The following is a 16,313-nucleotide window of genomic DNA, read 5'->3' on the forward strand; positions in this document are numbered from 1 at the left end:
CAATTTTGGCACTCGTCAGAGAATTTCAAAGACAATGTGCTTCGCTCATGTGCGTATAAGTATCATAGTAAATTGTTAATATACAAATAATTTTTAATCACTCTTCCGTTTAAAGTAATACGCAATATGCAATCGCCTATTTAAAACTGGCATAAACTGAGCGAGAAAAAATCTGATTATTCTTTAAAAACAATAAGATAAAAAGATCATTTTAAATTCTACGGTGAACAAAAATGCGCATCAACCTTCTAACTAACTTTTAGTTATATAGCACAATGCCAGCCAATTTTACGCTACGGAAATGGGCCTTGCATAAGCAATATAGTATTCCAGATCGCCCTCTGAACCAATCACGAAGACAATATAGCGATACTAAATCTCACCCCAAAGTCCAGCTAAAATCAGCGCTTGGTGACATTCCTTTCCGGCGCTTCGTCATAAGGAACATTCCTAAACAACTGCCTGATGAAGTAATTAACAACGGGTACTCTGTGTCTGGCCCAAACATAGGCTTCAACAGGTTTTGCGCCGAGATTAGCTTTAGGTTCTAACGCTGTACGCCCAAAAGAAATTGTTCGGCATCCCATTTCCAGGGCACACTCAATCACAAGTTGGAGTAATCGAAAATAGACTGGCATGCGACCATTTGCCTCATAATCAACACCAACGTAATAAGCAATCGCCTGATTGCCATCTTTGATGACAGTCACAAAACCAGCCAAATGCTCATCGGAAGTGATTCCATAACAGTTGAAGTTTTCCTGTAAGTTTCGTGCCATTCCCAAAAAATACCCCTTGGGCAATGTGGCAAGACGTGTGTTTGATTTGTTTTCAACATTTAAGTACAACTGGTGAAGCTTAGTATCAAGCGCTTCTGTGAGCTGCAGTTTTTCGCATCGATAGCCTTCAGACTCGATAGCCTTTTTTATTTTTTTAACTCGAGCTCGGTACTTCGACGTTAGCAAAGCGAGATAAGCATCAAAAGTGTTAACATCTTCTGGCAGCGTTAAAATCATGTCGGGATCTGTTTTAATTCGCCGATAACTATAACGCTCGACTATTTCCGACGTTTCAAGATAATCACCTTTAATATCTTTAATCATCACAAAATCAATAGTGCCATTAAGTTGTTCGCCACGCCGAATTTTATATAAAGCCTCGGCAACAATTCTCCAACCATCCTGTTCTGCAACATTTTTATCAAAAGCGATACCGTGCAAACCGCTCGACACCAGATTTCCACATACAAGTATCCTTTCGCGAAAATTTTCTGCCACTTTATTTTTTATTCGATTATCTGTTCGCGTGAAATTTGTCCCACTAATTTCTGCAATCTGGCAGGCAATTACAACGACCGGCTTATCATTATCATAGGCGATAACGTAGCGTTGCTGCGTATTTTCTGGAGAATAAGCTTCGATAGTTTCCAGGTACCCAGTACCAAGAAAAATACTGCCCTGAGATGCCACAGTTTGCCAATCATTAGCATTGAGAAATCGAATACTGTCGGCAATAACAAAACGATAACCAAGCGGCGTATGGCGTTCTTGATGCCTTTTTACTTTATCTTTTAATCGACTAATTACTTTCATTGAGCAACCTGTTTTACTTTATTTGAATATCGGTTTGACCAGGAAAATCATCAAAATATCAATTTGGTAACGCTTCAACAGCATAAATAAAGTTATTCCTGATGTATATGGTTACGACATTCTTACTAACAATTAGGGTTATTTATATCAATACATCCTTTAATAAAACACTGCCAGTCGCAAATAGCTTCCAAATTGTGAGTACGCAAGAAACTATAGAACTCAAAAAAATAGAAAAGTTGAATTATTCATTCTGTACTTGGCTATTTGCTTTCTATGCCATAAAGTAAAGTTAAACAAAAAAGGTTTGTCGATTATGAATATCATATTGCGTTCCATAAAGTACTACTGGCTAAGCGTATTTTTTATCGCTTTCTCCTGCTACGGAAAACAACCTCCAGAACTTGTTTATACTGCTAACGCAGGAGTAATGCTCAAAACAGATAAAGGCAATATTTTTATTGATTCAATATTCAAACTCCATAAAAACTGGGGAGGCTTTCGCTACTCACATTTAAGCGAACAACAGCAACACGAGATAATTAATGGGATAGGAGACTTTTCGGAAGTACGCCTTGTTTTAGCCACTCACATTCACCGCGATCATTTTCATCCTGAACTAGTTGGCCATGTTTTAAAAAATAACCCAACAGCACGGCTCTTTGCCAACCAACAAATTACCGAAAGTGTGTTGGAAGGTTTTGTGAATTCAAATCCCATACGTGACCAGCTCATCCAGTACTCTCCGCAACGAACAAGCTGGCAAGATGAAGATATTCAAGTCACTATTTTTCCGGTTCCCCACGGTGGTAGCAGACATCAGTGGATAGATAATAGTCTGATCATGCTGGAAGTTAATGGTCATAAATTCCTTCACCTTGGAGACGCAGTTGTCGATAACCAGAGCTTCGCAAAATACAATTTTCCTGAGCAAAAAATTGATACTCTAATTACGCCCCATTGGTTTCTGACCGGGAAAGGAAAACAAATTATTAATCATCATATCAAACCTGAGCGCATTATCGCGCTTCATTTGCCGCCAGATAAAACTCGCCAAAATAAAATAAAAAAAGCAGTTCAAAACCTCTATCCAAATCTGACGATTATGGTTAAGAATATGGCCTTGATAGAACAATAAATAATATACCGGCGCCCATTCTGTGCCCCTAGTTCAACAAACGGTCATAAATTTGTCTATAATTAAACTAAGGTGATATACAGCAAAGGTGCTCAAATACGATTAAATTTAAGGAAAACAGTGTGATTAAAAGACCGACAATAAATGCTTCCGTGACTCCCAAAGGAAGCCTTGAAATCCTGTCTCAAATAGAGGTAGAGAAGTTGAAAAAGGTCGGCGAAAATGGGCTCTACGCTCTATTTCGACAATGTGCTCTCGCTATTTTGAATACAGGCTCTGATAGTGACAACGCTAAGACTATTATGGAAGCCTACCCCGATTTTGAAATAGAGATTATTCAACAAGATCGTGGAATTCGACTCAACTTATCCCAAGCTCCCGCAAATGCTTTTGTAGACGGAGAGATGATCGCATCCAGTCGAGAGATGCTGTTTAGCTCGATGCGAGACATCGTTTACTCAGAAACAGAAAGAAGACGCAACCGGAGTGATTTATCTTCTGGCACAGGCTTAACAGACTACGTTTTTCATTTACTCAGAAATGCAGGCATATTCCGCACCGGCGAAGATCCCAATATGATAGTTTGCTGGGGAGGCCACTCAATCTCCGACGAAGAATATGAATATACCAAAGAAGTTGGCCACTCCCTCGGACTGCGTGGTTTAGACATATGCACCGGTTGTGGCCCAGGCGCAATGAAAGGGCCGATGAAAGGCGCCACGATTGCGCACGCCAAACAACGGCATGATCGCTCGCGTTTTCTTGGATTAACCGAACCGGGAATTATTACCGCGGAAGCCCCAAATCCAATTGTAAATGAACTGGTTATTTTACCCGATATAGAAAAACGTCTGGAGGCATTTGTTCGCGTCGGGCACGGCATAATTATTTTTCCCGGCGGCGCAGGAACCGCGGAAGAATTGCTTTACCTGCTAGGTATTTTGCTCGACCCTGATAATATCGAGCTACCGTTTCCACTTGTTTTAACAGGGCCAAAATCGGCTGAACCTTACTTTCAGCAACTACACGAATTTATTAATGATACGCTCGGTTTTGAAGCGCAACAAAAGTATAAAATAATTATCGATGATTCCGAACAAGTCGCGCGGACGATGGCGCAAGGTATGCAAGAAGTTAAAGAATACAGACGCCGCTTGAATGACGCCTATTACTTTAATTGGAGTTTGAAGATTCAGGAAGAATTCCAAAATCCCTTTGAACCAACTCATGAAAACATGGCGTCGCTAGCACTGAATACAGGAATGGAAACACACCAACTGGCCGCGAATTTGCGTCGTGTTTTTTCCGGGATTGTCGCAGGCAACGTGAAGGAAACCGGCATTAGAGCGATTGAGGAAAATGGACCTTACCGAATTCACAGTGACAAATCGATAATGAAGCCACTGGATAATTTGCTCAAAGCTTTCGTAAAACAGAGACGCATGAAATTACCGGGCTCGGAATACATTCCTTGTTATCAATTAGTCGAATAAACTGACTCGATATTTAACCTGAACTCGGGATAAGAACAACCATCCAGCACAAGTACAAAAAAGCCGCGGTTTAACGCGGCTTTTTTCGGCAATCAAATCCAGTAATCAAACAAATCTGAATGATTAAGATTCTTGTGCACCATCATCATTGTCTGACGCTTCAGACTCTTGAGCTGGCTCTTCTTTAGGTGCCGGTGGATCAAGTAGGACTTTGCGGCTTAGACGAATACGACCTTGTCTGTCTACCTCAAGAACCTTAACTTCAATTTCATCTCCCACAGAGAGGTGATCCGAAACCTTGTTCACACGCTCATGGGCGATTTGAGAAATATGGACAAGCCCTGTTTTATTCCCCATGAAATCGACAAAAGCACCAAAGTCAGCGATCTTAGCAATCACACCTTTGTAAACGCGTCCTTCTTCAACATCTTCAGTCAATTCTTTTACGCGCTGTACAGCAAGGTCAGAGGCTTCTTTTTCAACCGCTGCAATCTTAACAGTACCATCTTCCTCGATTTCGATTGTAGCGCCAGTCTCTTCAGTTAATCCGCGAATAGTCGCGCCGCCTTTACCAATCACATCACCAATTTTCTGTGGATCGATTTTAATGGTTGTAATGCGTGGTGCAAAAGGAGAAATATCTTCACGAGCAGTACCGATAGCTTCATTCATAACTTTCAAGATATGAAGACGACCACCTTTAGCCTGATGAAGCGCTTTTTCCATGATCTCCTGATTAATACCTTCAATCTTAATATCCATTTGCAGCGCAGTAATACCGTTCTCACTACCAGCCACTTTAAAGTCCATATCACCAAGGTGATCTTCGTCACCTAAAATGTCAGAAAGAACAACGTAGTTGTCGCCTTCTTTGACCAGTCCCATCGCAATACCGGCAACAGGCGCTTTTACAGGGACACCCGCATCCATCAATGCCAAGCTGGTTCCACACACTGACGCCATTGAGCTTGATCCATTAGATTCGGTGATTTCTGAAACAACGCGAATCGTGTAAGGGAAATCAGCCTGTGATGGAATCACTGCTTGAGTTCCTCGCTTGGCCAACTTGCCGTGACCAATTTCACGACGCTTTGGCGCACCCATAAATCCAGCTTCACCAACACAATAAGGTGGGAAGTTATAGTGCAGCATGTAAGACTCTTTTGATTCGCCCAGTAGTCCATCTACAATCTGTGCGTCTCTTTCAGTGCCTAAAGTTGCAACCACTAACGCCTGCGTTTCACCACGGGTAAACAAAGCCGAACCGTGAGTTCTTGGAAGAACACCAGTGCGAATGTATAGTGCGCGAACCATATCATGCTCACGACCATCAATTCTTGGCTCGCCGGCAATTACACGGCTACGCACAACTGATTTTTCAATTTTTGAGAATGAAGCTTTGACTTCATCTTCAGCCGGAGAATCTTCTGCATCGGTAACTAAAGCGGCAACAGCGGCTTCTTTAATTTCACTTAGCTTATCCTGACGCTCCATTTTATCAGCGATAGCATAAGCTGCAGTAATCGCGTCTTTCGCATTGGCTTCAACTTGTTCAATTAAAGAAGTATTTTCTTCTGGAGCCTGCCAATCCCACTGCTCTTTACCAACTTCTTCTGCAAATTCACTGATCGCTTTAATTGCAACCTGCATTTCTGCGAAACCAAACATCACCGCGCCTAGCATGACAGACTCAGAAAGCTCTTTCGCTTCTGACTCAACCATTAATACCGCGTTTTCTGTACCAGCAACGGCGAGGTCTAGTTCAGACTCAGCCATTTCATCAACTGTACCATTAAGGAAGTATTCGCCGTTTTTATAACCAACGCGCGCAGCACCTACTGGCCCGTTAAATGGCAGACCAGAAACAGATAACGACGCAGAAGCACCAAGTAATGCAACTAATTGAGGATCGATTTGTGGGTTAATAGAGATTACAGTACAAACGATTTGAACTTCATTTTTGAACCCCTTCGGGAACAACGGACGCAACGGTCTGTCGATCAATCTGGCTGTTAACGTCTCGCTGTCAGATGGTCGGTTTTCACGCTTGATAAATCCACCGGGAATTTTACCAGCAGCATAGCGCTTTTCTTGATAATTGACGGTCAGTGGGAAAAAGTCTTGCCCAGGTTTGGTTTCTTTTTTTCCAACGGTTGATACTAAAATAGTCGTTCCTTCGACATCAATGATTACGCATCCTGATGCCTGGCGAGCAATTTCGCCGGTTTCCAGTGTTACGGTATGATTACCGAATTTAAATGATTTTTTTATAGGATTCACTTTATTTCCTTTGTTGATATTCTGACTTGGCAGTTCCAATTTAATCACTCTGATTGGCTGTTTTTCTCATTCCACTAAATTTCTGATTAAGCTCGGTATTTGAGCAACGGATAATAAAAGAAATGTTTGTGGCGAAATAATTCAATTAACAACTATAAAACCAGCAAATACTGTGTGACCTGATGAAATCTCCAAGCTTGGGTTAATTTTTTGTCTAGACTATTCAATTAAGGCCTTGTGAAAAGCAACTTGATTAATTTTAGTGACTTCTTAATTGAATAACCTAGACGTTCATTTTTATTTAATAAAGCAAAAGTTTTGCTACCAAAAGAACACAAAAAGGGGCACAAGGCCCCTTTTTGAAAGATTCATCGCTTATCGACGTAATCCCAAGCTACCTATCAGAGCAGTGTATCTTTCGACATTTTTCCCTTTAAGGTAATCAAGTAATTTACGACGTTGGCTAACCATTCGTAACAAACCACGACGTGAGTGATGGTCATGAATGTGCTCTTTGAAATGGCTTTGCAGGTGATTGATTTGATGACTTAACAAAGCTACCTGAACTTCAGGAGAGCCAGTATCACCTTCACCACGTGCATATTCTGCAACAATCTTAGCTTTTGCTTCAGCAGTTAGTGACATATAAAATACTCCAATTAGTACTACTTCAATAGTACGACTTAACAAACAACACAGCCGATCACTAATTCAGCCATGTCAGGACGGGCGAATTGTACAGGAGGCAATAGGGCCAGGCAAGTTTTACCCTGTAAAATCAGGGAGAAATGTGAGATTTGCTATTTCGTCACAGCTGAGGATCTCACCGCTTTTAAGACCAAAAGTAGACGTTGGAATTTGAATCAAAGACTGGTATCAAGTTGTAAATAGAACTCTCGCCCTATCGGATTGTAATATCCGCCACCATTGAAAAACCATGGCCAGTTAACCTGAGTGGGATCCTGAGGTGGCTCTTCGTTCGTTAAGTTATTGATTCCAAAACGTATTCTTGTGTACTCAGAGTATGAATAGCGGGTATTTAAACTAAAAGTTGTCCAAGAGTCGATATAATCATCATCATCGCAGGCTGCGCAAAACTGCCCTACCAACTCATCAATATAATTGACTCTGAATGTTGCGCCCCAGTTTTGATAGCGCCAGTCAAACATTAAATTGATTCGATATTCCGGTAACTCACCAAGACCGACTCGCTCAACTTTAGCAGAATCTCGTGTAAATCTCGTTTTGAAATTGCTCACCCAGGTAGTATTCAGTGAGGCGGACCATTTTCCTGCTTGATTGCTCCAATCATAGTTGAAGGACAAATCAACACCATCGGTATCTTGTTCTGCAAAGTTAATCGCTTGTGTTGTAATCGATGCGCCGCCGCCACTCAAAGTTCCCATTGCATCCCGATTAACAAACTCACACAACACATCAAATTCAGAACAAACCGCGACTATCCATTGAGCGGAAGGCGCCGCAACCACTTCATCAAGCTTTATTTGAAAGTAGTCCAGACTAACGGACAAATCTTCATTTGGCTCCCAGACAATCCCCAGGTTAACGTTGCTACCCTCTTCCTCGTTCAGATCGATATTAGACAAGGTTGTCACCCGAACCGATTGAACTAGCGCAGGATTACAAGTTGGATCAGCATCGGGATCAGGACAAAAGACACCATTACTATCGATCTGAAACTCCGGGTCTACGATATCGACAAATGCCCTGGTCGCGCCGCCGAACAAACGTTGCATATCAGGTGCTCGAAAGCTTTTCCCCCAGGAAAAGCGAGTCAAAATTGTGTCCGTTGGACGATAGCCCATGGCAACCCTTGGACTAAATGCACTATCAACACTTGATGCATCGTCATAATCATCCCATCGTAGTGCAATATCCAGTTCGAAATTGTCACTAAATGGGAAGCTTAATTCACCGCCGACGCCTAAATGCTTCCTTTCACCTCGGCCTGAACTACTGCCATCAAATGCATCTCCTTGCGCAACCAGCGGATCTGGCTGATCACTGTATTCTTCTTTGATCTTCTCAGCGGCAACTGCAAATTGAATTGGGCCGGCTTCAAAACCGATATCGAGATCACCAGAAATCGAGAAATCAATCGCTCTGTTTGACGAATAGGAGTTTCGGTTTGCAGTAAAAGTTAGAGCATTGACCGTCGATTGTGGAATCGGTTGAAACAAATCCAGGCCATTATCCACGGCGCTATTGAGCGCGCTCAATAATATGTTGTTCGAATCGATGTCTAAATCGGTTTTATTATAGGAAACACCAAATTCCCAATCATATTGCCCACCGCCAAAACTACCTTGCAAACCACCCAGTAAGTTATAAGCATTGTTATCAATATCAATTTGGCGCGGGCCAAACTCGATTAGCCTGCGGACAAATACTCCAGACTCTTCGAAAGCCGTTCCTGTGGTTGGATTATTAATGGCACCCGGTGGCAAAATTGCGCCATTGTTCGCAACTGCAGAGCCAAATCCATTAAAAACAGCGCCACCATAAAAGTTCGGCTCAAGTTGTACATCAGTCTGCGTATTTGAAAAACCAATTCGGCCGAAGAAGGATAATTCAGGACTCACTTCGTAAGTCAGTCGACTCATTAGCGAGCTTCTATCTTGCGGCGCAATTAATTGTCGAAAAGCTGACCGGTCAAAACCACACCAGATTTCACCCTGCTCAAAAAAGCTAAACTCAACATTGGGGACGCCTAGCCCGCCCAATGGATCATTGGGCGTTCCACAATCCGGATGTTGATAGGTTTGACCGCTATCTAGCCCGTAAAATGTCGCTCCACCGCCGCTATATTCTCCGCGAGGATTGGACACATCGCTTGCTGCATAATCCCGTTGGGACGCCCACAAGGCTTTTTGACGCCAGAAATCAAGGATCAGGTCGATTTGGGTATCACCATTTCTGGCGCCGGTTAATAAATTGAAGCGATGATTTTCATACCCTTCGTCACTGGTATCGCCAAATCGATAATTCATGGCAATCCCTTCAATGTCCTTACGGGTAATAATATTAATAACACCAGATACCGCATCAGAGCCATACACAGCTGACGCGCCATCGGTTAATACGTCAATACGTTCAACAAAGGCCATAGGAATCGACGATAAATCAACAAAGTTGCTCGTTCCGCCTATACCTATTGGATAAATAGGTAGTCTTCTGCCATCAACCAACACCAGCGTGTGGCCAAACCCAATACCGCGTAAATTTACCGATGATGCGCCGGGAGAAAACCCAAAAGTGGCAGAATTATCAAAAGTTCCACCCGTGTTTTGAGTCAGCCCGTCAATAACATCTTTGACAGTGGCGTACCCTTGTTTATCAATATCTTCGCGGCTGATAGAAAGAATTGGTGAAAGATTGTTAATGTCTATTTTTTTTATGCGAGTGCCGGTGACAACGATTTTTTTATCGTCTTTTTCTGTATTTTTGGGCGTTTCCTGTGCCGATAACGCACCAGAAAGCATCACACAACTAAAGGCTACCCCAACAATTAAAGGCAATTTCTTTGTTTTTTTGTATGATTTGCTAGGTTTTTGCGTTAGTTCTATTTTTTTGTACATTATCAATAATAAATTCGATATTGATAGCCCCGGAGCGCATACGATAACAAATTTTTTTGCTCTGTGCAGGTATTAGTTTTGGAAATGTCGATGGATTCCAATCTCCACAAATTAGTTAAATTCTCCATTTAACCTCAAGGTCTTATGTAATCAGAAAATAGCCATTGACTCAAGCGAACTATTGACGCTAATTTTTACGACAACATAAAATTTGCCCAATCGATTGCCCACTTTGCCCAGGCAAGGGCTCAAAAAGGTCGATGATAACACTACTGGAATTAAGAAACTCCGTTATATTAGCAATATCTAAATCGGTAATTGCAGCACTTAACATGGCGTTTTGTCGCTCTGCATAAGCATCTAATTCATCAGAGACCCGGTCAAACCAACTTAATACGTCGGCACTGGAATATTGCTCCATCTTGCCATACATCTGACCAATATCCTGAAATATTTTCACCAGAGTTTTTCCGACTGTCGTGTTAGACGCAGGCGCAAGAAGTTTTTTGGTCGCTTCAACCGCAGGTGCCAACAAAATATCTGCGTTCTGAAAATCTCTTTGAGAACCTGTTTGGTTAACAATAGCATATCCAGCTGCAAATGCATTTCTTGCTAATGGAACAACTTCTGTAGCCTTAAATTCATTAATAATATTCAAATTATTTTTACATTCTTGATAAATTCCACTTCCCTTTAAATGCATTACAAACATTAAAATCCCACAATCAGATAAAACTCTGACAGCTTCTTTTATTCCCTGAATGCCAGCATATTCAATTCCAAATTGACTCACAATAATATCAAATTGCTTATCGTTAAAAGCAAGCTCGCGCGCATCCGCTACACTCGCGTTCACCGTCGGCCATTGTGATTTAATCGCGCTAATTGCGCCTTCACTAAAATCCGCGCAATAAAAATTGACATTAGTATCCAGGTTAGTTGCTATTTCAATGGCGTTTGCAGTAACAACACCATTGCCGCAAGCAATATCGAGCAAATTAAATTGCTCTGGCTTTACCGAAAATTGTTCGGTAAAAAAACGATTCCAGGTTGTCGCAAGTGTTTTTTGTAATTCACTACCAGACTGATAGGCACCATTTTCTATAGTGTCCAACCAGTAGCTATCCCAACCCAGTGACCCGGCGTTTTCAGTCATAAATTATCTCAGTGTTTCCAATTAATCTAATAAACTTACGGTGTGATACTCTCAAGATGCTTTTCATAGTGACGCCATCGTTCACTCGATCTCGTATATAAAGGTTCCCGCACCTGCCACAAACTGGCTGTTTTAACCTGGTTGTTCCGCTGATGAAAATCTAGACAGCCAGATTCCCACTCCAATCCACAAAAATCAAGCAAGCTTCTCACGGTTTCTTCTGGTTTACTCACTAACTCTTCATAATTCAGATCGTAAATATCATGATGAAAAAAAGTTTTCCAATGGTCCATCAATCGTTGGTATTGAGTATAATAGTGATTGATATCGCTTAATGAGTTTGCATAACGAAACTGCTCTGACAATTGTTGAAAATAAATCGACAAACAATTATCAAGTTTGTTGCGGACAGTGTGAATAATTTTTGCCTCTGGAAATAGCTTTTTGATCAAACCTAAATACTGAAAATTGTCCGGTCGTTTGTCAGTTAATAGTTCAGCATCAGGAAAACGGGCATTGCAATGTTCTCGATATTCCTGGGCCAATGTTGCCAAATCATTTTCAGATATTTTTTCAACCGAACTGGGAAAAGGCGACAACCGGTTTTCAGTTAGTTCTGGAAAATACGATAACTCACCACCCGCGGTAATTTTTGAATGTCCGGCAAGAATTTGTTCCGCTAAAGTGGAACCTGAACGGAACATGCCACATATAAAAACCACCTTACCATTTTCCGCAGAGTTTCGGCTAACAAACCAGTCGCTCGAAAATGTTTTCATCAAATCACTAAGATAAACTTCATGATTTTGATGTTTATACTGAGGTACTCGTTTTCGGCTCAATTCATTCGCACGATGATAATAATGAATGGCGTCATCATATTGACCACAATCATCATGTACTTTACCAAGAGAAAACATCAAACCTTCTTGTGTTAATGGATCGACGTTGATTTTTCTTGAAGCGCGTTTTAATTTTTTAATGATTGGATCATCCGCTCGAGAAATTCTCAGGGCGTTACTCATTCTGACCAGAGCATTCAAATATCCAGGATCTTGTTTAAGCACTTCTTCGTAAAGTGCCACCGCATTCTCTTTATGTCCTTGCTCTTCGAGTAATCCTGCTAGATTAAATTTCGCCGAAAGATAATTACCATTAGTTTTTAGTGCCGTTTCAAAACAATCTTTTGCTTCCTGTTTTTTTCTCATTTCTGAATAAATGACACCAATATTGTTGTAAACCTCTTCTGGCTGACTAATATTGTTTTTCAAGGCTTGTTGGTAGGCGTTCACAGCCTCATAAAGCTCACCTTTTTGCTTCAGTATGATAGCTAAATTAAAGTAGGTATCTGCGTTATCGGGATTGCACTTTAAATAGTTTTTATAGCAATTTATCGCGTCATCGATCCGGTTGAATCTTAGTAGTACATTGGCCAGACTATCACAGTAAAATAATTCAGCTGGCTTAAGTTTAACCAACGCGCTGAGGCACTGAATGGCTTTTTGGTTTTGATTTGAATTGAGAAAGAGCTCAACTTGTAATTGTAAAACCTGTTCCTGGTGTTCTTTCAGCTCAAGCAATCTAATGTAAATAGACTCTGCAGCATCATACTGACCTTGGTTTGCCAGTCTTTTTGCTTGATCGAGTTGCTCGATAAATTCTGAATATTGCATTTTAGTCAACCTGAAAGATTTTAATAGCAAACTGCGGCTACTTATCTATTTATGGCGCAAGCCAAATTTCAACTAAGCTAAATCAAGGCTATTGAGTATGACAAAATTGAAGCAATAAAAAAACCAGCCCGAAGGCTGGTTTTCCTTATTACTAACTAACAACTTACAGTCGGTAAGTTACACCAGCAAAGATATAGCGTCCCAGAATGTCGTATGACCCAGGGAAAGCATTACCATTACCGACACCAGATGGTGCGTTAGGAATGATAGGTGGCTCTTCATCAAGTAAGTTTTTGATACCAAATCTTAATGTTGTGCTATCCATCACATCCCAGGTTGCACCCACATCCAGATAAGTTTCTGCATCTAGATCGGTTGGGCCGTTGTTAAGCTCGTCAACTTCACCGAAGTAACGAAGCGTTCCTGTAATGCTCATATCCCATGGCGTTACCCAGGTAGTCACTAAATTCCAGCGCCACTCAGGTCGTGGATTTTCACACGCATTTCGATCCCAGAAACCGGCACACTCAATAACGTCAGATACAGGCGTTGGTTTCTTATCAAATGCTAATAGATGTGTTCCTAATAAGTTGAAGTTCAACTTACCATTTTCACCCATTTCAAATTCGTAAGAAACGTCAAAGTCAATCCCTTCAGTTTCAAGGAAACCGATATTCAGGTTATTCTGAATAATGTTATCTTGACCAACCCACAAGGTTTGTGCAGGACCACGATTAATCATTGCACAGAACTCTGGTAGATTATCGATAGCACACTTCTCCAGGATAAACTCAGCTGGAATAGTGTCGATCGCATCTTGAACATCGATTTTGAAATAGTCTAAAGCAACGTCTAAACCTTCCATCGGCTGAAATACCACACCAAATGAAGTGGTTTCAGATTCTTCCGGCTCAAGATCAGGGTTACCACCTTCTAAACCATTGTACTGACCCGCAGGACTATCAGCGATAGTTCCGTAGCGATCTGCCGTAACCCCAGTTCTAGCACACTGTTCTGCAGTGTAGGTTGGAGTCGCGCCGGCACATGGATCTTCGTCCATATTGAAAAGACCAATTCCAATCGGCTCAAATAACTCACGAATGTTTGCGTGACGAGTCGCGCTCTGGAAACTTGCTCTGAACTTCAAGCTGTCATTCACTTCCCAGTCTAACGCGACTTTATAGGTGTCTGTCGTCTTACCGGTTGAGTAATCTGAATAACGATAACCTAAGTCAACGGTGATGTAATTTGCAAAGTCACTGTCTTCAACAATTGGTAAGCTGAATTCAGAAAAGACTTCGTTAACATCTAACTTACCGCTAACAACAGAAGTTGGCCCACCTTGTCCAGCACCATCACCAGAGATAAATCCTTGGTCAGGGTTATAGTCCAATGTATCTTCTCGATACTCAAGACCTACAACGATGCTAGCTCCATCAGAAGCACCAGGCATGACCACACCGGCATCAGTTAGGTCTCCACTCAAGAAAGCGACAGTTTGCTTAGACTCAGTTTCACCGGTAGCAAACAAAGGCAATACCAGGTAGTTAACCATTGCGTCAGTTACAGCGCCGGTTTCAAATACGTTCCATGGAACACAGTTTGGATCGCTACCGTCGATAACCGATTGACAAACGATGTTGCCATTAGCATCGGTAGTCGCGTTCAGCGCTCTGATAATTTTAGTGGTTGATAAATCGTTGTTGTAAACTTCACTCATCACAACAGTTGAATAACTGGTGAAGGCGTCATAGCTCCAACTTTCGTTGATATCGCCTTTAACACCAACCAAGCCACGATATGAAGTATGTCTCAGGTCGTGATTTCTCGGTCCACCTTCAACATTTCTTCGGCCGACGTAAGCAGTTTGAACATCTGCGGCGGTCAAACCAAATTGGCCACACAATTGTTGAAATTGTTGTGCTGACAAAAACGGGTTAGAACATGGAATCGTATTAGTAACGAAAAAAGCACCTGATGGTGCGATCTGTGCATTACTTTTATCGTCCATAAAGTTGAACTCGGCGTACATTTCAGCATCATCGCTAATTTCATAATGTGCGAAAACACCAGCAGTTCGACGTTGATCAGGCCGTTGAAAGTGGTTCAAAGGTCCATAGTTATAAAGTGAGTTAAACGGAACGAAATCAGTTCCAGCAACCTGGAAGTCAAAACCGCCCGCAAAATCGGTTACACGGGTATTAGGAATCGTACTCGAACCGGCACATTCCAAGTTGTTATTGGCATCCAAATCTAGCGCACAGCTACTGTAATCACGAGAATCTTGAGTAATCGCCTCAATGTCTCGAATTGTTGCATAAGCGGTTACATTGCCTTTTCCGTTAGCGCTGTTTGCACCAATCAAAATAGAAAAGTCATGGGTATCACCGTCAGAAACGCTGCCGTCAGCCGTTTCAAATCCTGAAGTCGTTACCAGGTTTTGAATCATGCTATTGTCGTTGTCATGTTGATAAAAGCTGTATTGATAATCAACAGAAACGCCTTCAAAGTCCCTTTTCATAATGAAGTTGATTACACCGGCAATCGCATCAGAACCGTAAGTTGCTGATGATCCACCCGTTAACAACTCAACACGCTCAATCAGCGCAGCAGGGATTTGGTTAATATCAGCGCCCGCGCCATCAACCTTCGGAGAACCCGTTGGTAAACGTCGGCCGTCGATTAAAGTTAAAGTTCTTTGAGCTCCCAAGAATCTTAAATCTACAGTCGCAGTACCAACAGCACCGTTAGCGGTTCCTGATACTTGACCGGGGAATACCTGGGGAAGTTCGTTCAGTAGGTCTTCTACTTTGGTAATACCACGAATGGTAAAGTCTTCTGATCCAACAGTTGTGACTGGCGAAGCAGTCATCAGGTTACTTCTTTTAATTCTGGAACCTGTTATTACAATTTTTTGAGATTCCTCGTCTTCTTCAGCCTCTGTTTCAGCAGCAAATGTATTCGCCGCAAAAGAAGCACTACTTAGGGTACCGCAAACAAGCGCAAAGCGAATTGCTTTAGACAGCTTGCTATGCTTATTACTCACTAACATAGTCTTACTCCCATCAAATTTTTAGCTCATTTTATGAGCTGTTTATTGTGTTTGTTAGGCAATTTTTTATCTCAATCACAGATATACAACATGGTATATAACTTTTTGAACTACCCCTACTTGTGAAAGAAACATACTAATTAGCAATATTGAAAAATGTTGAAAAATATTGCATTTCCATAAAACTAGATTAGGGTATTTCAAACAAGCCTTTCGGCATTGAATATTTATTGAATTACTCCAACAAAAAACCTATTTTTATGGCCAACGACATTTTGGCAAAACTATTAAAAAACGAAATACTATTTCTGTAACTTTTTCAAAAACCTA

At 41.5% G+C, this 16,313-nt stretch carries 9 protein-coding genes; 2 read left to right on the top strand and 7 right to left on the bottom strand.

The window, feature by feature from the left end:
- Positions 1-401: 401 nt before the first annotated feature.
- A complete protein-coding gene (locus tag FLL46_RS20060) occupies positions 402-1,592 on the bottom strand; it encodes a GNAT family N-acetyltransferase (RefSeq protein WP_142933139.1) in 1,191 nt (396 codons plus the stop codon).
- Between the two features lie 316 nt (positions 1,593-1,908).
- Here FLL46_RS20060 and FLL46_RS20065 point away from each other — a divergent pair, with 316 nt between their 5' ends.
- Together FLL46_RS20065 and ppnN are read left to right on the top strand one after the other, a co-directional pair.
- Positions 1,909-2,730 carry an MBL fold metallo-hydrolase gene (locus tag FLL46_RS20065; RefSeq protein ID WP_142933140.1) on the top strand — a complete coding sequence of 274 codons (822 nt, stop codon included), beginning with the start codon at positions 1,909-1,911 and terminating at the stop codon, positions 2,728-2,730.
- A gap of 122 nt (positions 2,731-2,852) precedes the next feature.
- On the top strand, positions 2,853-4,223 hold the full coding sequence (gene ppnN, locus FLL46_RS20070) for a nucleotide 5'-monophosphate nucleosidase PpnN (RefSeq protein ID WP_168204259.1): 1,371 nt from the start codon (positions 2,853-2,855) through the stop codon (positions 4,221-4,223).
- 123 nt (positions 4,224-4,346) lie between these two features.
- On the opposite strand, the gene pnp is transcribed toward ppnN, so the two are convergent.
- From pnp to FLL46_RS20100, 6 genes are all read right to left on the bottom strand, one after another.
- Positions 4,347-6,503 (bottom strand): polyribonucleotide nucleotidyltransferase, encoded by a 2,157-nt coding sequence (gene pnp, locus FLL46_RS20075; RefSeq protein ID WP_142933141.1) that lies wholly within the window; start codon positions 6,501-6,503, stop codon positions 4,347-4,349.
- Between the two features lie 375 nt (positions 6,504-6,878).
- Positions 6,879-7,148, bottom strand: coding sequence for a 30S ribosomal protein S15 (rpsO, locus tag FLL46_RS20080; RefSeq protein WP_142933142.1), 270 nt, complete (start codon positions 7,146-7,148; stop codon positions 6,879-6,881).
- A 218-nt stretch (positions 7,149-7,366) separates the two neighbouring features.
- Positions 7,367-10,006: a TonB-dependent receptor gene (locus FLL46_RS20085; RefSeq protein WP_246119365.1), complete on the bottom strand. Its 2,640-nt coding sequence runs from the start codon at positions 10,004-10,006 to the stop codon at positions 7,367-7,369.
- Positions 10,007-10,289: 283 nt separating this feature from the next.
- The gene (locus FLL46_RS20090; protein WP_142933144.1) at positions 10,290-11,258 is read right to left on the bottom strand and encodes a class I SAM-dependent methyltransferase; all 969 of its coding nucleotides are present in this window, start codon (positions 11,256-11,258) and stop codon (positions 10,290-10,292) included.
- Positions 11,259-11,293: 35 nt separating this feature from the next.
- Positions 11,294-12,931 (bottom strand): tetratricopeptide repeat-containing sulfotransferase family protein, encoded by a 1,638-nt coding sequence (locus tag FLL46_RS20095; RefSeq protein ID WP_142933145.1) that lies wholly within the window; start codon positions 12,929-12,931, stop codon positions 11,294-11,296.
- A 163-nt stretch (positions 12,932-13,094) separates the two neighbouring features.
- Entirely contained in the window at positions 13,095-15,983 is a 2,889-nt protein-coding gene (locus tag FLL46_RS20100; protein WP_142933146.1) for a TonB-dependent receptor domain-containing protein, read from the bottom strand.
- Positions 15,984-16,313: the final 330 nt, after the last annotated feature.

It is taken from the genome of Aliikangiella coralliicola, from assembly GCF_007004725.1.
Classification (GTDB): domain Bacteria; phylum Pseudomonadota; class Gammaproteobacteria; order Enterobacterales; family Kangiellaceae; genus Aliikangiella; species Aliikangiella coralliicola.

Bases quoted from the DNA above. Each gene is read 5' to 3' on its own strand.
- FLL46_RS20085 (WP_246119365.1), bottom strand. From the start codon at position 10,006: ATGCTTTCTGGTGCGTTATCGGCACAGGAAACGCCCAAAAATACAGAA.
- FLL46_RS20060 (WP_142933139.1), bottom strand. From the start codon at position 1,592: ATGAAAGTAATTAGTCGATTAAAAGATAAAGTAAAAAGGCATCAAGAA.
- FLL46_RS20095 (WP_142933145.1), bottom strand. From the start codon at position 12,931: ATGCAATATTCAGAATTTATCGAGCAACTCGATCAAGCAAAAAGACTG.
- FLL46_RS20090 (WP_142933144.1), bottom strand. From the start codon at position 11,258: ATGACTGAAAACGCCGGGTCACTGGGTTGGGATAGCTACTGGTTGGAC.
- FLL46_RS20100 (WP_142933146.1), bottom strand. From the start codon at position 15,983: ATGTTAGTGAGTAATAAGCATAGCAAGCTGTCTAAAGCAATTCGCTTT.
- rpsO (WP_142933142.1), bottom strand. From the start codon at position 7,148: ATGTCACTAACTGCTGAAGCAAAAGCTAAGATTGTTGCAGAATATGCA.
- FLL46_RS20065 (WP_142933140.1), top strand. From the start codon at position 1,909: ATGAATATCATATTGCGTTCCATAAAGTACTACTGGCTAAGCGTATTT.